Origin of the sequence: Thalassospira alkalitolerans (genome assembly GCF_002115745.1) — a bacterium.
Lineage (GTDB): Bacteria > Pseudomonadota > Alphaproteobacteria > Rhodospirillales > Thalassospiraceae > Thalassospira > Thalassospira alkalitolerans.
Map to the genome: position 1 here is coordinate 39536 of NZ_JFKB01000010.1, position 18191 is coordinate 57726.

At 52.2% G+C, this 18191-nt stretch carries 15 protein-coding genes; 10 read left to right on the forward strand and 5 right to left on the reverse strand.

Translation table 11 applies throughout. From position 1 onward, the window contains the following. Positions 1-158 precede the first annotated feature (158 nt). The gene (locus TALK_RS14795; protein WP_085619920.1) at positions 159-680 is read left to right on the forward strand and encodes a glycine cleavage system transcriptional repressor; all 522 of its coding nucleotides are present in this window, start codon (positions 159-161) and stop codon (positions 678-680) included. A gap of 59 nt (positions 681-739) precedes the next feature. Here the strand turns inward: TALK_RS14795 and TALK_RS14800 are convergent, their stop codons facing one another. Further along, positions 740-1900, reverse strand: a complete 1161-nt coding sequence (locus TALK_RS14800) for a GGDEF domain-containing protein (RefSeq protein WP_085619921.1) — start codon at positions 1898-1900, stop codon at positions 740-742. A 438-nt stretch (positions 1901-2338) separates the two neighbouring features. On the opposite strand from TALK_RS14800, the gene TALK_RS14805 reads away from it, so the two are divergent. Next, positions 2339-3325: an HpcH/HpaI aldolase/citrate lyase family protein gene (locus TALK_RS14805; RefSeq protein WP_085619922.1), complete on the forward strand. Its 987-nt coding sequence runs from the start codon at positions 2339-2341 to the stop codon at positions 3323-3325. A gap of 79 nt (positions 3326-3404) precedes the next feature. Here the strand turns inward: TALK_RS14805 and TALK_RS14810 are convergent, their stop codons facing one another. Then, positions 3405-4427 (reverse strand): zinc-binding alcohol dehydrogenase family protein, encoded by a 1023-nt coding sequence (locus TALK_RS14810; protein ID WP_085619923.1) that lies wholly within the window; start codon positions 4425-4427, stop codon positions 3405-3407. 155 nt (positions 4428-4582) lie between these two features. Here TALK_RS14810 and TALK_RS14815 point away from each other — a divergent pair, with 155 nt between their 5' ends. Then, complete coding sequence (locus TALK_RS14815; RefSeq protein ID WP_085619924.1) at positions 4583-4939, forward strand: winged helix-turn-helix transcriptional regulator; 357 nt, start codon at positions 4583-4585, stop codon at positions 4937-4939. 43 nt (positions 4940-4982) lie between these two features. Here TALK_RS14815 and TALK_RS14820 read toward each other — a convergent pair whose 3' ends face one another. Then, the gene (locus TALK_RS14820; RefSeq protein ID WP_085619925.1) at positions 4983-5477 is read right to left on the reverse strand and encodes a GNAT family N-acetyltransferase; all 495 of its coding nucleotides are present in this window, start codon (positions 5475-5477) and stop codon (positions 4983-4985) included. Between the two features lie 159 nt (positions 5478-5636). Here TALK_RS14820 and TALK_RS14825 point away from each other — a divergent pair, with 159 nt between their 5' ends. From TALK_RS14825 to TALK_RS14855, 6 genes are all read left to right on the forward strand, one after another. Continuing rightward, positions 5637-6593 (forward strand): acetyl-CoA carboxylase carboxyltransferase subunit alpha, encoded by a 957-nt coding sequence (locus TALK_RS14825; protein WP_085619926.1) that lies wholly within the window; start codon positions 5637-5639, stop codon positions 6591-6593. A gap of 640 nt (positions 6594-7233) precedes the next feature. Further along, positions 7234-8013, forward strand: a complete 780-nt coding sequence (locus TALK_RS14835) for an MBL fold metallo-hydrolase (protein WP_085619928.1) — start codon at positions 7234-7236, stop codon at positions 8011-8013. A gap of 85 nt (positions 8014-8098) precedes the next feature. Continuing rightward, positions 8099-11317, forward strand: coding sequence for an ABC transporter transmembrane domain-containing protein (locus TALK_RS14840; RefSeq protein WP_085619929.1), 3219 nt, complete (start codon positions 8099-8101; stop codon positions 11315-11317). 24 nt (positions 11318-11341) lie between these two features. Beyond that, positions 11342-11590 carry a hypothetical protein gene (locus TALK_RS14845; protein WP_085619930.1) on the forward strand — a complete coding sequence of 83 codons (249 nt, stop codon included), beginning with the start codon at positions 11342-11344 and terminating at the stop codon, positions 11588-11590. 187 nt (positions 11591-11777) lie between these two features. Then, positions 11778-13271 carry an NAD-dependent succinate-semialdehyde dehydrogenase gene (locus TALK_RS14850; protein ID WP_085619931.1) on the forward strand — a complete coding sequence of 498 codons (1494 nt, stop codon included), beginning with the start codon at positions 11778-11780 and terminating at the stop codon, positions 13269-13271. A gap of 54 nt (positions 13272-13325) precedes the next feature. Further along, on the forward strand, positions 13326-14726 hold the full coding sequence (locus tag TALK_RS14855; protein WP_085619932.1) for an aspartate aminotransferase family protein: 1401 nt from the start codon (positions 13326-13328) through the stop codon (positions 14724-14726). An 84-nt stretch (positions 14727-14810) separates the two neighbouring features. Here the strand turns inward: TALK_RS14855 and TALK_RS14860 are convergent, their stop codons facing one another. Both TALK_RS14860 and TALK_RS14865 read right to left on the reverse strand, forming a co-directional pair. Beyond that, positions 14811-15233, reverse strand: coding sequence for a hypothetical protein (locus TALK_RS14860; RefSeq protein ID WP_085619933.1), 423 nt, complete (start codon positions 15231-15233; stop codon positions 14811-14813). Between the two features lie 235 nt (positions 15234-15468). Beyond that, positions 15469-16488, reverse strand: a complete 1020-nt coding sequence (locus tag TALK_RS14865; protein WP_085619934.1) for a TRAP transporter substrate-binding protein — start codon at positions 16486-16488, stop codon at positions 15469-15471. Between the two features lie 217 nt (positions 16489-16705). Between TALK_RS14865 and ehuR the strand changes: the two genes are divergently transcribed. Beyond that, a complete protein-coding gene (ehuR, locus tag TALK_RS14870) occupies positions 16706-18103 on the forward strand; it encodes a MocR-like ectoine utilization transcription factor EhuR (RefSeq protein WP_085619935.1) in 1398 nt (465 codons plus the stop codon). The last annotated feature ends 88 nt before the right edge of the window (positions 18104-18191 follow it).

Below are 18191 nucleotides of genomic sequence, written 5' to 3' on the forward strand. Positions count from 1 at the left end.
CCTCACAGTCACGGGCGCGCACATTCTGTGTTTTACGCTGAGACCTGAATACCGATGGCATCAGCAGAATCGCCTTAAAAATCACATGCATCCCAACCATGCCCGATGCTATGCTTTGGGCTCTGAACCTGTTGCGGATGCATGATGGAGCCCCAAGGATGAACGCCAATACGCGCATCACCATTTCCTGCACCGACCGTGTCGGTCTGGTTTCCGATATTTCCGGCCGCCTTTTTGATATCGGCACCAATCTTGGCCCGACCAGTTTCGCCCTTGATCAGGGCCGCGCGATTTTCGTCACAACCTGCGAATTGCCCGACACTTGCCCGATCACCGAATGCGAAGCCGCGCTATGCGAATTGCCGATGGAACAAGCCGAAATAGCGGTCGAAGCCATTTATCCTGCTCCGCTTCTAAACCATGCACCGGGCGCAACCCACATCATTGAATGTTCGGGAATCGACCAACCGGGCCTGATCGCACGCTTGTCTGAAATTTTTATCGAATACAGCGCCAATATCGTCCAGCTTGCAGCGTCGGCAACCGACGAAAAAGATGCCCGCATTTATACCACGCGCTTTGCCGTCGCCATCCCGACTGACCGCGCCAGCACCTGCCTTGCAACCCTTGCCAATACAGCCGGATCCATGCGGTTGCTGTTCAAATTCGAAGAACTTTGATCTTTAGGCCCCAAACTGATTAATCCGGGCCGGGCTGGACTAGATTGAGCCGGCTCGGATTAAATCACGACCCGGTTACGTCCTGCCTGTTTGGCGGCATAAAGCTTTTCATCTGCCTGTTTTAAGATCGCCCACGGATCGGTAATGTCATCATTACGTTCTGACAGGCCGACCGAAATCGTCACCGATACGGCCTTGTTCTTATCAGGCGGTGTAATTTTGATTGCAGCAATACGTTCCCGAAGCGCTTCGAGCGGTTCATACGCTTTGTCTACATTCCGCCCGGCAAAAACAACGGTAAATTCTTCACCACCATAGCGGAATGCCTTACCGCCCCCGCCAACACGTGCCAATTCGCGCGATACGCGTCTAAGAACGATATCCCCAACATCATGACCATAGGTATCGTTGAATTTCTTAAAGTGATCGACGTCAAGCATGGCAATCGCATATTGGCTGCCAAGTTCCGCGAGGGCATGTCCAAGCGCACGACGCCCCGGAAGACCGGTCAAGTCATCAACAAAAGCCATCCGCCAGGCTTCTTGCGCCAAGCCGGCCAGAACCACACCTGTCGCCGCCAGATATCCGTATTTGATAAAGCCCGGCCCCATCACAGTCGCCACGGCAATGGCGATGATTGCGGCGGCAAAACTGGTTTCAAGCGGCCGATGCAATATCAGTAAAACACCAACCGAGATGATCGAAAGGATCAGGGCAGGTTGCGGCATATCGGCCATGAAACTGCCAGTATCAATCACTTGGTAATTCAGCACATCAAACAGTGCCGCACCGACATCCGCCTTGCCCGCCAGCATCAACATGACAAAAAGCTGCAACCCCAACACCAGCATCCGCGCGATGCCGCGCGAGTTAAGAACACCGCGTTCTGCAGTAAAACCCAGAACCAGCAGATTGACCGGAATCAGATAAAGGGTGGCAATACGCAGAAATGCCAAACCTTCTGGCGAAAAGCCGCCACCATTCCCCACCAATAACCAGTAACAGACCAAAAGCAGGATCATGACAAAAACCGCGCGCCCGCGGTTGAACCACCAACCGATTGCACTGCCCAATACCGCAAGGATAAAAGGACCATATCGCACAAGCCCCGCCAACTCGCCGGGCACCAGTCCGGGCGACAGGGCAAGCACAAGACAAGCGCCTAAAATCAGAAAGGGCGCCAAACCGGCAGAGACAAATATGGAATAAGCGCGACGCATGGGCGGTTTGGTTCTGCCTGAAAATTCCCCCAAGGACACGGTAACGGGCACGCCCGATCCGCAATATTGCGTGCAATCTAACCTCTGCCTTCTTAAGGGGCCATCGCTTTATGCACAGTTTTTGCGTTTTCCAGACATCAAACAGGATCAAATGCCTGAAATAGCGCCCCCGTTTGGCCAATATAAATGTCTGGTATTCTTTTCTGGTCTCAGTCGATGGTCTTGTCCGCAAAAGGGCTTGCATCTGTTAGCATGCGCACCATAAGTTGGATCAACATCATGTTTTCTCACTGCGACGCACAAGGATCGCAGACCTGAATTTCTGTCACGGCGGCCACGGTACGATCCCGAAAACGGGACAACAGCATTTAACGCCGGAAGCCTGAACCTTATTTCGTTCAAGGCTTCCAAAATGACAGGCTTTGGAGAGACGTTACCATGAGTTTCACTATCCCGACCCCGGCCCCGGCACGCCTGAACCGTTCCGAATTGGCCGTTCCGGGCAGCCGCATCGAACTGTTTGAAAAGGCTGCCAAGTCCAAGGCCGATGCAATCTTCCTCGATCTTGAAGATGCCGTCGCACCAAGTGACAAGGAACAGGCCCGCAAGAACATTATCGCCGCCATCAATGACATTGATTGGGGGAACAAAGTGCTTTCGGTTCGTATCAACGGCCTTGATACACATTATATGTATCGCGATGTTGTTGATGTGCTTGAACAAGCAGGCGACCGTCTTGATCTGATCATGATCCCAAAGGTCGGCACGGCATCTGATGTCTATGCGCTTGATATGATGGCAACCCAGATCGAAGCCGCCAAAGGCCGCAAAAAGCGCATCGGGTTTGAGCTGATCATTGAAACCGCACTCGGCATGCAAAATATCCACGAAATTGCTGCGGCGTCGAAACGCAATGAAAGCCTGCATTTCGGTGTTGCCGATTACGCGGCCTCGACCAAGGCAATGACCACCGGCATTGGCGGACCAAACCCGCATTACGGCGTTCTGACCGACAAGGACGGCGACAATCCTCGCGATTATCACTGGGGTGATATGTGGCACTATGCCATTGCCCGCATGGTGGTGGCAGCACGCGCCAATGGATTGCGCCCAATTGATGGCCCGTTTGGCGACTTCTCCGATCCAGAAGGCTACCGCGCACAGGCCGCGCGCGCCATGGTACTAGGCTGCGAAGGTAAATGGGCGATCCATCCCAGCCAGATCGGCCTTGCCAATGATGTCTATTCCCCGTCGGACGCCGAAGTCACCAAGGCCAAACGCATCCTAGAAGCCATGGCCAAGGCCCAAACCGAAGGGGCCGGTGCAGTGGCACTTGATGGTCGTTTGATCGATATTGCCTCGATCAAACAGGCCGAAGTCATGGTCCGTCAGGCCGAAGTGATTGCAGCGCTTAACGCGGGCTAAAACACCGAACTGTTCGACAGCAAAAGGGGCACCCGACGATGCCCCTTTTGCATTTCATCTCAGATCAGTTCAAACCAGATCAGCCCGGAATACCGTCAAAAGTGATTTTACCAATTGCTTTGCCCGTTTCCAAAAGAGCATGCGCCTTACGCAGGCTTTCAGGCGTCAACGGACCGAAGCTTTCATTGGCGGTGTTCTTTAAGGTTCCAGCATCAATCAAACCGGCAACCGTCGCCAAAATTTTGTGCTGTTCGATCATGTCCGGCGTCTGGAACATCGAGCGGGTGAACATGAATTCATAGGCAAAGCTCGCCGATTTTGCCTTAAGCAAATCGACATTATGATTGTCTTTGGCTTCGGTGATCGTGGCAATACGGCCCTGTGGGGCAATGATTTCAGCCATGACATCGAAATACTGATCGGTTTCCGATGTGCACAGGATGTAATCAACGTTGGCAATATCGATGGCTTTCAACTCTTCATCCAATGGATTGCGATGGTTGATGACCTGATCCGCACCAAGATTTTTGACCCAATCAATCGTTTCCGGGCGTGAAGCAGTTGCGATCACGCGCAAGCCGGCAAGCTTGCCAAGCTGAATAGCAATGGAACCAACGCCACCAGCCCCCCCAATGACCAACAACGTTTTATTGGCGTTGGCGGCGATGTCTTCACGATTGATCATCATGCGATCAAACAGGGCTTCCCACGCGGTAATCGTGGTCAGCGGCAAAGCCGCCGCATCGGCGAAACCAAGCGATTTCGGCTTTTTCGCAACAATGCGTTCATCGACAAGCTGCAATTGGGTGTTTGAACCGGACCGGGTGACATCCCCGGCATACCAAACCTCGTCACCGGGCTGAAACAGGGTGACGTCGTCACCAACGGCTTCGACAACACCGGCCGCATCCCAGCCAAGAATTTTAAAAGTACCATCATCGGCTTTACCCTGACGAACCTTGAAATCGACGGGATTAACCGCAACGCCCTTAACCCGAACCAGAATATCGTGCCCGGTGGCCTGCGGAGTCTCAAGCTCGGCCTGGGCAAACAGACCGTTGGTTTCGACCGAAGCCGCTTTGTAAAGTCCAATAGCTTTCATTGTCAGCATCCTTTGCAAAAAGGTTTGATTTGTGAATGCACTGAACTTAGCTCATAATACCAATATAAGTAAGTACGCACAATTTTGGCATATAGTAACATTTTGTATACTAATGCTGATTTCTGCGGTATTTCGAGAACACAGGAAACAACACAATGGAAAATTGCCTGCCAAATCGCAGTCCCGGCTGCCCGGTTGAAGGGACACTTGGCGTCATTGGTGGTAAATGGAAAGGCGTCGTGCTGTATCATTTGCTGGATGGCAAAAAACGGTTTAACGAATTACGCCGTTTAATGCCGGGCGTGACCCAGCGCATGGTGACCCGGCAATTGCGTGAAATGGAAGCCGATGGCCTGATTCATCGCCAAGTCTATGCCGAAGTCCCGCCGCGCGTGGAATACAGCCTGACCACCAAGGGGGAAACCCTGCGCCCGATTATTCTTGCACTCAAGGATTGGGGTGAAATCCATGTCCCCTATTATGTGATCAAACCAACCACTGACGTCGCCTGATCATCCTGATCTTATTTCATAGAACCAGAAACGATCAATCTGGTCACGAGCCACTTAATCGCCGCGCCATTTTCCAGAATGTAGTGCGTTCAAAACCATCATGGATACCTTCACCTGCAACTTCAAACCCGCGCGATTCAAAAAAGGCAACATTACCGACCAGCTCAATCCGCACATGAAGGCGCATGTTATCCTTACCTGCCTTTTTGGCATAATCGCAGGCTGTTTCGACGAGCAACTTGCCAATCCCGCCCCCCTTTAAGGCCGGATCAACCGCCAGCTTGTAAAGATAGGCATCTTTCCCGACATCTTCGACCCAGATCTGACCAACCACACGCGCCGCAGCATCCTGTGCCAGAAACAGTTGATCGCGGGAAAATCGCCATTTAAGTTCGACAACATCCACCAACTTAGCCGAACTTGGTGGATCGACGATGTCGTCCTGATCGGCAAAGGCCGCTTGAAGAATATCGACAAGACGACCAAATGGCACAAGTGTGGGATCGGAAGGCGTGGTAATCTTGATATTGGTCGCCATGGATTTCCATTTACAAATCTGTCACTGTGCGATGCGATAAAGATGATATTAAACCGTGCAAGGATCGAATTTCTATCCTCTAAGGTCCTCAGCCCTTGACGTAGCAGGTCGATCAACTATGTTCCGCCAAATTGTTTCCCAGCCGGATATGATGCCCTGATGCATAACTTCCTGGATTTTGAAAAGCCGATCGCCGAACTCGAAGGCAAGATCGAAGAATTGCGCCACCTGACCGGCGATGATGAAGTCAACATCACCGATGAAGTGGCACGTCTGCAGGATAAGCTGACCAAACTGCTGCAAGGCACCTATGGCAAGCTGACCGCATGGCAAAAAACGCAGGTCGCCCGTCATCCGGACCGACCACATTTCATCGACTATGTCGAACATCTGTTTGATGACTTTACCCCGCTTGCCGGTGATCGCCTTTTTGGCGAGGACGAAGCCATCATTGGTGGTTTGGCACGTCTGCAAGGTCGCAGCGTGATGGTGATTGGTCATGAAAAGGGCCGCGACACCGAATCCCGTGTGAAACACAATTTCGGCATGGCAAAGCCTGAAGGCTATCGCAAGTCGATCCGCCTGATGCGCATGGCTGAACGTTTTGGCATTCCTGTCGTAACGCTGGTGGATACCGCCGGTGCTTTCCCGGGTGCCGATGCCGAGGCCCGCGGACAATCCGAAGCCATTGCACGGTCGATCGAAACCTGCCTTGATATCAAGGTCCCGCTGATTTCGGTCATCATTGGCGAAGGTGGCTCTGGCGGGGCGATTGCTCTGGCGGTTGCCAATACGGTCCTGATGCTTGAAAACTCGATCTATTCAGTTATCTCGCCGGAAGGCTGTGCCTCTATCCTGTGGCGCTCTGGCGATGAAGCCAAAACAGCCGCCGAAGCATTGCGCCTTACAGCGCAGGATCTTCAGCAGCTTGGCGTGATCGATGATATCATCACAGAACCGCTTGGTGGTGCCCAGCGCGCGCCGGTTGATACCTGCAAACGCGTTGGCGATGCGATCATCAAGGCCCTGCAAGGCATGGATAATATCGAAGGTGGCGTCCTTAAAGCGCGCCGTCGCGACAAATTCCTTGATATGGGCCGCCACGGCCTGAACTGATTTATTTTGCGGGGCGCATTTGCCAGATTGGCTAATTGCGCCCCGTTTGTTTTACCAGCACAAAATGCCCCGTCGTTTTCCACTGGCGCCTCGTTTCCGCAATCAATGGAAACCCGGGATACATACGCTAGACAGGGAAAGTCATTTGACTCAGGAAGCCACAATTAAGCGATCCTCTCTGATCGCAGTTTCCAACTGAATTCAATCATCCATTGATACCAAATCGCAAATGAGAATCGCTGCCCCCGTTTCCCGTCTTGATGCATGACCACGGTCGTTTTCGGCATAATCCGACCTGATGCAATCGTTATCCTGTGGAACCTTGCCCGCCCCTTTATATTTGGGATTATATCGTCTGCATCAAATTTAAAGAAACCACAGACTCGCAGTATGCTCGACTTCGCCTCTGCTGAAATCCTGCGGAATTTATAGGGTTTGTGCATCAAAGCCAGACGATTGGAATATGATTAACGAGATCCCCCATCGTGATGCAAATTCGGCAAACCGCCCCACATGCCTTGTTGAACCAAAGGTCAGATCATTCCTTTAGACGTGAAAATTAGCCTTTTCCACTCAAAGGGGGTGGCTCTTTGGCACAAATCTCGTCTAATCTTTTGACAAAATGTCGGGAGATCGGGGAATGAAGCTTACTTTTGCGGGGACAGGTTCGGCATTCTGCATGGCGGCTGACAACTTTCAGAGCAATATGGTTCTGGAAGTCGAACAGCCCGGCAGCGACCAACCGGCGCGCTTGTTGATTGACTGCGGTTCAGATGCACGGCACTCGCTGCGCAATCTGGGCCACATGCCCAATGACTTTGATGCCGTCTATATCAGCCATCTGCATTCAGACCATATCGGTGGACTCGAATGGATGGCATTTGCCAATTATTTCATTTTCGAAGGCCATCGCGTAAAGCTTCTGGCAGTTCATGAACTGATAGATCCATTATGGGAACACAGCCTGCGCGGCGGATTGGAAATCAGCGACAAGGGCAATAGTTGCCTGTCGTCCTATTTCGATGTTCAATCCCTAACTCCAAAAGACGGTTTCGACTGGCAGGAAATGCATTTCGATGTGATACCTGTTGAACATGTTGTGACGACACAAAACACCATGATGTCCTATGCTTTGTTTGGGCATGGAAAAAATAAAAGCTTTTTCCTGACAACGGATGCGATCTTCAATCGTGATGCCCATATGCCATTGTATCGTAAGGCGGATATCATTTTTCAGGATTGCGAACTTGGCCCACGCCATTCCGGCGTGCATGCCCATTACGAACAACTTGTGACCCTGCCTGCCGAAATCAAAGCCAAAATGTGGCTCTATCACTATCAGGCTTATGCCAAGCCGGATGCGGTTGCCGATGGCTTTTGCGGTTTTATCGAACCGGGCCAAAGTTTCGACCTTGGCTAGGGCAAGACAAGCCGGGTAAGGTTCACGTCAAAACGAGCAATCGGGGTCACAATCATGTGCGCCCGAAAAAAAACGGGACCAGTGAATGCCGAATTCGGTTTTTGCCTATATCTGGCGCCACAGCAGCACCCAGCAAATCATCCTGACCGCAATCACGATGCTTTCATTTCCATTTCTGTACTATTCGCTGGATTTGCCGAAACTGATTGTCAACGAAGCCATCGGTGGCGCGGGCGAACCTTATGACATTCTTGGCATAGAACTGAACCAAATCGAATATCTGTTCACCTTGTCGGGCATTTTTCTGGCATTGGTGTTCGTAAATGGCGGGTTCAAATATTTCATCAACGTCTATGTCGGCGTGATGTCTGAACGGCTGTTGCGTCGGTTGCGCTATACCCTGTTTGAACGAGTTCTGCGTTTTCCATTGCCGCATTTCCGCAAAACCAGCCAAGGCGAAATCGTTTCCATGATCACGGCCGAAGCCGAACCGCTGGGCGGTTTCTTTGGCGAAGCCTTTTCACTGCCTTTGTATCAGGGCGGTATGCTGATCACGATCACGGCCTTTATCTTTATTCAGGACCCATTGATGGGGTTGGCCGCCATTTCATTCTATCCGCTGCAAGGGTATCTGATCCCGAAATTGCAACGCCGAGTTAACCTTCTGGGCAAACAACGCGTTCAGAATGTACGTCGCATGTCCGAACATATCGGCGAAATCGTTGCCGGGGCGACCGACATTCGAGCCCACGAAACCCAAGGATTTGAACTTACCCACTTCACCCAACGTCTGGGCCGGGTGTTTGAAATCCGCAAGGAAATCTATTTCCGCAAATTCTTTATCAAATTTCTGAACAACTTCATCGCCCAGATCACACCATTCTTCTTCTATTCAATTGGTGGCTATCTGGTGATCATTGGCGACCTTAGCTTTGGGGCACTTGTTGCTGCTCTTGCCGCCTACAAGGATATGTCCGCCCCATGGAAAGAACTGCTGGCCTATTATCAGCGTCTTGCCGATGCACGGATCAAATATGACCAATTATACGAACAATTCGAATTACCCGATCTTGATCACGAACATCAACTTTTAGCCCCGCTATCTGATCCGCTAAGCGGTCCGCTGGACGTTGCAGCCCTGTCCTGGGTCGACGACGATGGCACGCGCGTTGTCGAGAACGTATCTTTCAATATGCCATTACCCGGCACGGCCCTTTTGACCGGATCCGCTGACAGTGGGAAATCCCAGCTTGCCCGTTTAATCGCGCGTATCCTGATCCCGACGAATGGGCGCATCCAGTTCCGTGATGCCAATGCCGCTGAAATACCAGCCCCGGTCATTGGTCAGCGCCTCGCCTATATTGGCAGTGACGCCTATCTGTTTAACGGCACCATCGCTGATAACCTGTTTTATGGCCTTAAACATCGCCCGATCATTATTGATCAGACCGATGAACAGAAAGCCGACAAAAAAGACACCGATGGAAAAGACAGTGACGACAGCCAGACATCAAAAGAACTGACCTTGCCGTTACCGAAATTTGTCGAAACCATTGAAATTACCGACCCGACCGAACTGCCCTGGCGCCTGACCCGTGACATGTATGACGAAATCAACCTGTCCGGAAACATCCCGCATGATCCAGCCGCTGAATGGATTGATTACCTGGGTCCGGGATTCCAGTCGATAGACGAGCTTAAGGTCGAATTGATGCAGTTACTCGGTGTTGTGCATCTGGACCGCGACATTTACCGCATCGGCCTGCAGCGCCGGATCAATCCCAAGGAACGTCCGGATCTGGTCGAAGCCGTTCTGGCCGCCCGTCCGAAACTGAAAGAAATTCTGGCCCAGCGCGGTCTGTCCGATCTGGTCGAGCCCTATGACATTGATCGCTATAACGACAATGCACCAGTCGGCGTCAACCTTCTTTTTGGTGCGCCGACCCGGACCGATTTTGAACGAACCGAATTCCTTGCCCATCCCTATATGCAGCAAACTCTGCGCGACACCGGCCTTTATGACGTCATGATCCGTATCGGGCGCGATACGCTTGATCTGATGATCGAACTGTTTACCGGTTTGCCGCCCGGGCATGAATTTTTTGATCGCTACAGCTTTGTCTCGGCAGATGAACTACCTGACGTCAAGGCCATGCTTAAACGTACCGAAGGTCTTTCAGTCGATGACATTCGACAAGAAGATCGCCTGCGCCTGCTTGATATTGCAATGAACTTGACCCCGGCGCGGCACCGTTTGCGGGTGATCGATGATGAATTCCGCCAACTGGTCCTGAAAGCCCGTCCGAAATTCCATGAACGCCTACCCGACGATATTTCCGGCCTCATCGACTTCTTTAAAGTCGATGAATATGCCGCGGCGGCACCTGTGCTGGACAACCTTTTGTTTGGTCGATTTGCCTATGGCCGCGCAAATTCCGAAGAACGCGTTGGCGAAGTCCTGTTTGAAATTGCCCATGACGGTGGATTATACGAAGCCCTTGTCGCACTGGGCCTTGAAAGTCAGGTCGGAGTTGGCGGCAGCCGTATTTCGCAAAGCCTGCGTCAGAAAATCGCACTGGTCCGTGCTCTGATTAAAAACCCGGACCTTGTGATCGTGGACGAAGCCTTATCGGCACTTGACCGTGAGACACGTGAACAAGTGTTGTCCTATCTGACCGAACACGCTGAACAACGCAGCGTCATCTGGGTTGACGATGATAACAGTCATAGCGAACGGTTTGGCACCTACCTGCATATGTCAAATGGCAAGCTGGTCAAACGCCAAAGCCATACCGCAGACGACACCGTCACCGAGGAAATCGAAGAAATCGCAGCTGATTCCAATGAAGTCAGCGATGGTAGCATCGAACAAGAAGTTCGTTTGTTGCGCACCATTCCGCTATTTGCCGGACTGGATGCCAGCGTGGTCAAATTGCTTGCCTTTACCAGCCCGCGTTTGACCTTCAAACGTGGCGAGGTTCTCGTCAAGCAAGGTGATCCGGGGGATGCGGCTTATATCGTGATTTCCGGTCGCGGAGAAATCTGGCTAACCACCGAAGAGGCCAAAACCATTAAACTGCGTGACGTTGAACCCAAGGAAGTCATCGGTGAAATCGCCCTTTTGGTCGATGCACCACGTTCTGCCACCATTCGCGCAGTAGAAGAAATGACGGTTCTTAAACTCGACAAAAACGAATTCCTTGGCCTTGTCCGACAGGATCAGGCGGTTGCCGTTCAGCTGATACGCGTCCTGGCACAACGTGTTGATGCCACAACCAAACAACTTACCAACCGCAATGGCTGATCAATTGAATGTCTCGGACCCGCTATGAATAAAATTGCCTCGATCATTATTGCCGCTGTCTTTGCCATTATCGTACTTGGCGGATTAGCGGCATTGATCGGGGGCGGATTGTTGGGCGCAATTGCGTTTATCATCGGCATTCCGGTTGCCTTCCCGATGTCGACCAGCATTGTTATCCTGTTCTTTGCTGTGGTCATTGTTCGGACCATGATCGAAAAACGTCGCGAACTCCGGGAAATGCGCGCATTTCTGCGCGATGGCGACGATAATTAATCATGTGACCATCCCTATCCGGTATCCGGTGCAGAAGAAATATCCGCTTTTATGCGGCTCCCGCCAAAAAAAACGCATCAAATAGCTCCGAGTTCGGAGACCTCCTCTGCCACCTTGTTGATAGCCTCCTTGCAGTTCAACAAGCGGGCTGACGCCAATCGTGCGGCCCGGTTTCAAGGAGGTTTCCATGACGGCACAACTTAAGGAACAGCGTTGCGTGTCGTTAAGTCAGCTTTCCGATTTACGATTGCTGCGCGAATACGCCTATATCGATGGTCGCTGGTGTTCGGCCGATAATCGTCAGATTATCGAAGTCACCAACCCGTTTGATGGTGCGTTTCTGGGAACCGTTCCCAATATGGGCGCTTCTGAAACCCGTCAGGCCGTTGATGCCGCAAAGGCCGCATTCCCGGCATGGGCCGCCCTTTTGCCACAGGATCGTGCCACACGCCTTCACCGCTGGCATGACCTGTTGATTGAAAACAAAGAAGACCTTGCTCTTCTGATGACGCTTGAACAGGGCAAACCAATTTCGGAATCCCGCGGCGAGATTGATTACGCGGCAAGCTTTGTTGCGTTCTTTGCCGAAGAAGCAAAGCGGATGAATGTCGAAAACATTTCATCCCACCTGCCCAACCGGAACATGAGCCTAAAACGTGAGCCAATTGGCGTGACCGCCGCCGTAACCCCGTGGAACTTCCCCTGTGCAATGATCACGCGCAAAGCAACCGCCGCCCTTGCCGCGGGTTGCACCATGATTGTCCGCCCGGCATCTGAAACACCATTTTCCGCCACGGCCCTGGCCGAACTTGCGGAACGTGCTGGTATTCCGGCCGGGGTCTTTAACGTTGTGACCGGCGACCCTGCCCCGGTGGTTGGCGAACTATGCCGCAACCCAATTGTCCGTGCGCTTTCCTTTACCGGTTCGACAGAGGTAGGACGTTTGCTTTTGTCGCAGGGCGCACAGACGATCAAAAAGATGTCGATGGAATTGGGTGGCCACGCACCGTTCATCCTGTTCCCGGATATCGATCTGGACCAGGCCGTTGAACATGCGGTTGGCGCCAAATTCGCTACCAGCGGACAAGATTGTCTGGCCGCAAACCGCATTTTTGTTCATCGCGATATCTATGATGCCTTTCTGGATAAATATGCCAAAGCGATTAGCGAATTGCATGTCGGAAACGGCTTGGACGAAGGCACTGAAATTGGTCCGCTGATGCATGATCGTGCCGTTGCCAAATGTGCCGAACATGTCGAAGACGCCCGCGCCAAAGGTGCACGTGTTCTAATCGGCGGTACGAAAATGGGTGGATTGTTCTATGCCCCGACCCTTCTTGCAGATGTCACCGAAGACATGAAAATCTATCGCGAGGAAACATTTGGCCCGGTCGCACCAGTCATTCCGTTCGATACCGAAGAAGAAGTCATCAACCGCGCCAATGATAGCGAATATGGCCTTGCTGCTTATGTCTATACCAGCAACCATGATCGCGCAGCGCGGGTATCAAACGCGCTTGAATATGGCATGATCGCGCTGAACTGCGTGAAGATCACCGGTGCCCCGGTCCCGTTTGGCGGGGTCAAACAGTCCGGTCTTGGCCGCGAAGGATCGCGCCACGGCCTCGAAGAATTTACCGAACTTAAATATGTCTGCGCGGCTTTTGCACCCCAGGCCTAGGGCCACCAGGCATTGCCGCGCATCCGACCACCGCATTCAAATGGGAGAAGAAAAATGAATGTCATCAAAAACACCACCGCCGATCTGCAAGAAATGGATCGTGCGCATTTCATGCACCCGTCAACCCATATGCGCCAGCATGCAGCAGGCGAAACGCCAAACCGCATCATCAATGGCGGCAAGGGTATCTATATCCATGACACCGAAGGCAAACAGTCGCTTGATGCCTTTGCGGGCCTGTATTGCGTGAATGTCGGCTATGGCCGTACCGAGATTGCCGATGCAATCTACGCCCAAGCCAAAGAACTGGCCTATTACCATACCTATGTCGGGCATGGTAACGAGCCGATCATCCGTCTGTCGGACCGCATCATCAAATCGGCCCCCGAAGGCATGCAGCGCGTCTATTACGGCATGTCAGGGTCAGATGCGAATGAAACCAACATCAAGCTGATCTGGTACTACAACAATATTCGCGGCCTGCCGCAGAAGAAAAAGATCATCTCGCGCTGGCGCGGATATCATGGTTCAGGGATCATGACCGGCAGCCTGACCGGCTTGGCTGCCTTCCACAACGCGTTTGATCTTCCACGCGCACCGATCCTTCATACCACTTGCCCGCATCATTACTGGAATGCCGAAGCCGGCGAAACCGAGGCCGAATTTGCCAAACGTTGCGCGGATGACCTTGAAAAAATGATCCTGCGCGAAGGCCCGGAAACCGTTGCGGCCTTTATCGGCGAACCGGTCATGGGTACGGGCGGCATCATCACCCCGCCAGAAGGATATTGGGAAGCCATCCAAAACGTCCTTAACAAATATGATGTGCTTTTGGTTGCGGATGAAGTTGTCACCGCGTTTGGCCGTACCGGCAGCTATTTCGGTTCCCAGCATTACGGCATCAAACCGGATCTGATCACGATTGCCAAAGGTGTCACATCCGGTTATCTGCCGCTGTCAGGTGTGATCATCGGTGAACGCGTCTGGAAAGTTCTGGAACAGGGCTCGGACAAAATGGGCCCGATCGGCCATGGCTGGACCTATTCGGCCCACCCGGTCTGTGCCGCGGCGGCAAACGCCAATCTGGATATCGTCGATGGTGAAAACCTGACCGGTAATTCAGCTGAAACCGGTGGCTATTTCCAGAAACGCCTGCGCGAAACCTTTAACGATCATCCGCTGGTTGGCGAAGCACGTGGGGTTGGCCTGATGGCAGCACTGGAATTCGTTGCCGACAAAACCAAAAAAGAGCGTTTTGATCCGAACGCAAAAATCGGTCCGCGCGTTTCCGCGGCCTGCTTTGAACGTGGCATGATCGCACGTGCCATGCCGCATGGCGATATCCTGGGCTTTGCGCCGCCGCTTTGCATCAACAAAGTCGAAATCGACAAGATCATCGACATTGCCAAACAAGCTGTTGATGCCGTTGCAGATGAAGTTGCCGCAGGCAAGTAATTCGACGTCTTTATCCCTTAAAATGACAAAGGCCGGTTTTTGACCGGCCTTTGTTTTTATAACCTCGCAAGAGCGAGATCACGTTTATTGACAGTTGGTTTCGTATTTACCATCTGTGCCTTTGGCCGAGGACACCGTACAACTGGCGGTAACACTGCCAGATGCCGAAACGATATTAAGCTTGATTTCGGCACTGTCCGCGCCATTGGACCACCAGATCGTTCCGGCGGAATCCGAACCTGAAAGGTTCAGATACGGGGTCGCCCCCTTCACTGCGGCAACAATCTGATCATTATCAGCATTGGTAAGGGCAGTCCGTACCGTCACCGCCGCTGTGTCAGGCGACTTTTCGTTCCATTGGGAAGATGACAGCGGCACATCACTTGGGCCCATGACTTCGGCCTGTGCGATGTGGGTTCCACCAATCATCAACACACCAAGAACAAGAATGGAAAGCAGACCATGACATGCTCTGCCCGTCCATCCGGATAGTTTAGAAGTCTTCACGGGAATCTCCTTCTTCAAGAGAGTATCGAAAACGCCAACCAACCAGGCTTTACAGATGCAAAAACACCCGCTGTTTCACAAGGTTGATTGGCTTCCAAATTGACGCCCTGTTCTGTGTGTTGTGATATGCATGACCCAACCGCATCAAGGCTTCCCGCCCAAAAGAAAACCCCGGCAAGGCACACCTTGCAGGGGTTTTCTGTCTCTCACATGCCCAAAAGCACGCAATCTAAAATTACATCGAAGTCCCGAACTCTTTACGCAAAGCTTTCAGCACCTCAGCCGTATCACCACCGACTTCTTTGATAAGGCTATCACCAATACCAGCCGATGCCTTTTTAAACGCGGCACGCTGTTCGTCGCTCAAACGGATGACTTTGATATCCGGTTTGGCTTCCTGAATCCGTGCAAGGGCGGCGGAATTTGCTTTTTCCTGGGCTTCATAAATGAAACCATCCAGCTCGGCTTTCACATCCGCCAACAGTTTTTTACGATCATCTGACAGGCCGTCATAGAACCCGGCATTTGATACGATCGTGGTAGTGTATTGCTGCTGACCGGCATAAATCAGGTAATCGGTAACTTCGTAGAATTTTGCACTTTCAATGAAGAAGATCGGGTTGACCTGTGCGTCAATCACGCTGGTCTGAAGGCCCGAATAAACTTCACCCCATGGCAAGGCCACCGGATCCGCACCGAAAGCCTCATAGCTTTCAATCAGGATCGGCGAGGTCATCACACGGAATTTCACACCATCAAATTCGGACGGTTGGGTAACCGGTTTTTTGGTCGTCCAAACCATCTCGCCTTCTGGATACATGGTATAAAGTTTAAGCCCCTTGGACTCAAAATCCTTGGCCATACCATCATAAATCGTCGGGCTGCTTGACAGAACTTCCTTGTTTACCGCGTTATCTTGCGACAGCAGGTAAGGAACACCGAAGACCTGAATTTCAGGAACGAACGTCCCAAGATGGCCCGGCGACGCATTCGAGAATTGAACCGCACCCGCAGCAGTCAGTTCGGTAATATCGTTTTCAGTACCCAACTGGCCATAGGTGTAGATCGTAACTTCGACCTCACCATTGGTCTTTTCCTCGACCAGGCGCTTGAATTCCTGTGCATACAGGTCCTGTACATCGCCCGGGCTTTCTTCATGCGCGAATTTCCATTCTTCGGCGTGGGCGGCTGTCCCGGCAACCGCAAAAATTGCGGCAGCAGACAGGGTTGCCTTGAAGAGCTTGTTCAAACTCATATCGAAGTCTCCCTTATTATGCCGCGACGACCGGGAATAACCCTAGATCGGCGGCGATTGGTTGGCACATTATATGTCATGAACGCGCAAAGTTTTGAAATGTTCCTGCATCAGGTCAATGTTAGTTTTGTATCATGACAAAATAACATTGACGTCTACACATTTACCCCCAGGTCATGTTAGGCTTCTGAAAAATCCAAGGGTGGAAATCAGTAAAATGTGGTTGCCAAATATTGACCTGAGTGGAGACACCGGGCCGAAATACAAGGCTTTGGTCGAAGCGATCATCACCGATATTGAGGCCGGACGCCTGCGGCACGACGTTCGCATGCCCACCCATCGCGAACTGGCCTATCGTCTGCATGTCAGCGTCCAGACCGTCAGTGCCGCCTATAAGGAAGTCGAACGTCAAGGATACCTTCGATCCGAACGTCGGCGTGGTACATTCGTTCAGGCCCGTATAACTGACCGGGCATCATCCTTTATCCTTGATAACCGCCAGCCCGATCTGATTGATCTGTCAATTGTACGCACCGCTTATACCGATTTCCACAATGACCTGTCTCGTCAGATGCATGCCAAGCTTGCCGAAGAAACCCACCACAATTGGATGGAAAGCTGCCGCCCGGTCGCCGGCTTTGAATATCACCGCGAAATCGGCGGGAAATGGCTAGAGTCGATGGGAATTTTCGCAAACCTTCCCAACATCCTGATTACCAATGGCGCGGCACAGGGCATTTTTACCGCCCTTGCAACCGTCGTCCAACCCGATGATGTCGTCCTGACGGAAAGCCTGACGGATCATGGCGTCATCGGCACCGCCAGCATCCTGCGGTTCAAACTGGGGGCCCTTCCAACCGATGATGAAGGCATCCTGCCCGATGCGTTTGAACGTGAATGCCGTGCGCGCCATATCCGGGCACTGGTCGTAACCCCGATCTATACTAATCCAACTAACTGCCTGATGGGACTGGAACGGCGAAAACGAATCGCCGAGATCGCCGAACATTATGGCGTCTACGTCATCGAGGATGATGTCTATCGCCCGTTACTGGAACAAAACCTGCCGCCGATCACAAGCTTCCTGCCGCGTCTGGGTTTCCATGTTTCCAGCCTGACCAAGATTGTCATGCCGGGGCTTCGCACCGGCTTTCTGGTCGTGCCAAAACATCTTTCAATCCGGGCAAGCAGCGTATTGCGCGTTACCGGCTGGATGGGTACCCCCCTTATGGCCGAGATCGGTGCGCGCTGGATTGCCGATGGCACTGTCGATCAGGCTGTCACGGTTCAGCGTGCCCTGATGCGTGAACGCCAAACCCTTGTAGCCGAGGTTCTGGGCGACGCCGTGGTCCGTCATCACCCAACGTCGCTAAGTGCCTGGGTACGCATTCCACAGCACTGGCAGGAAGAATGGTTTGCCTCTGAACTCAGGAAAAACGGGGTTGCAGTAACCATTTCTGATCCCTTTATGACGGTCAAGGTCCCCCGCCCCAACGCCATTCGCATCTGCATTGGCGGCGCGGTTGATACCCCGTCATTGCATCATGGATTGATGCAAATTCGTCATACAATGGATCAGATGCCTGGTGTGCATGCCTTCGACGTTATGTATTGATTTTTGTGTCATGACAAAAATCTGATTGAACCGTTACAAACCGTTTTTATTCTGACTGTCTGGCGCGAAGCGACGAACGACAAAAAGT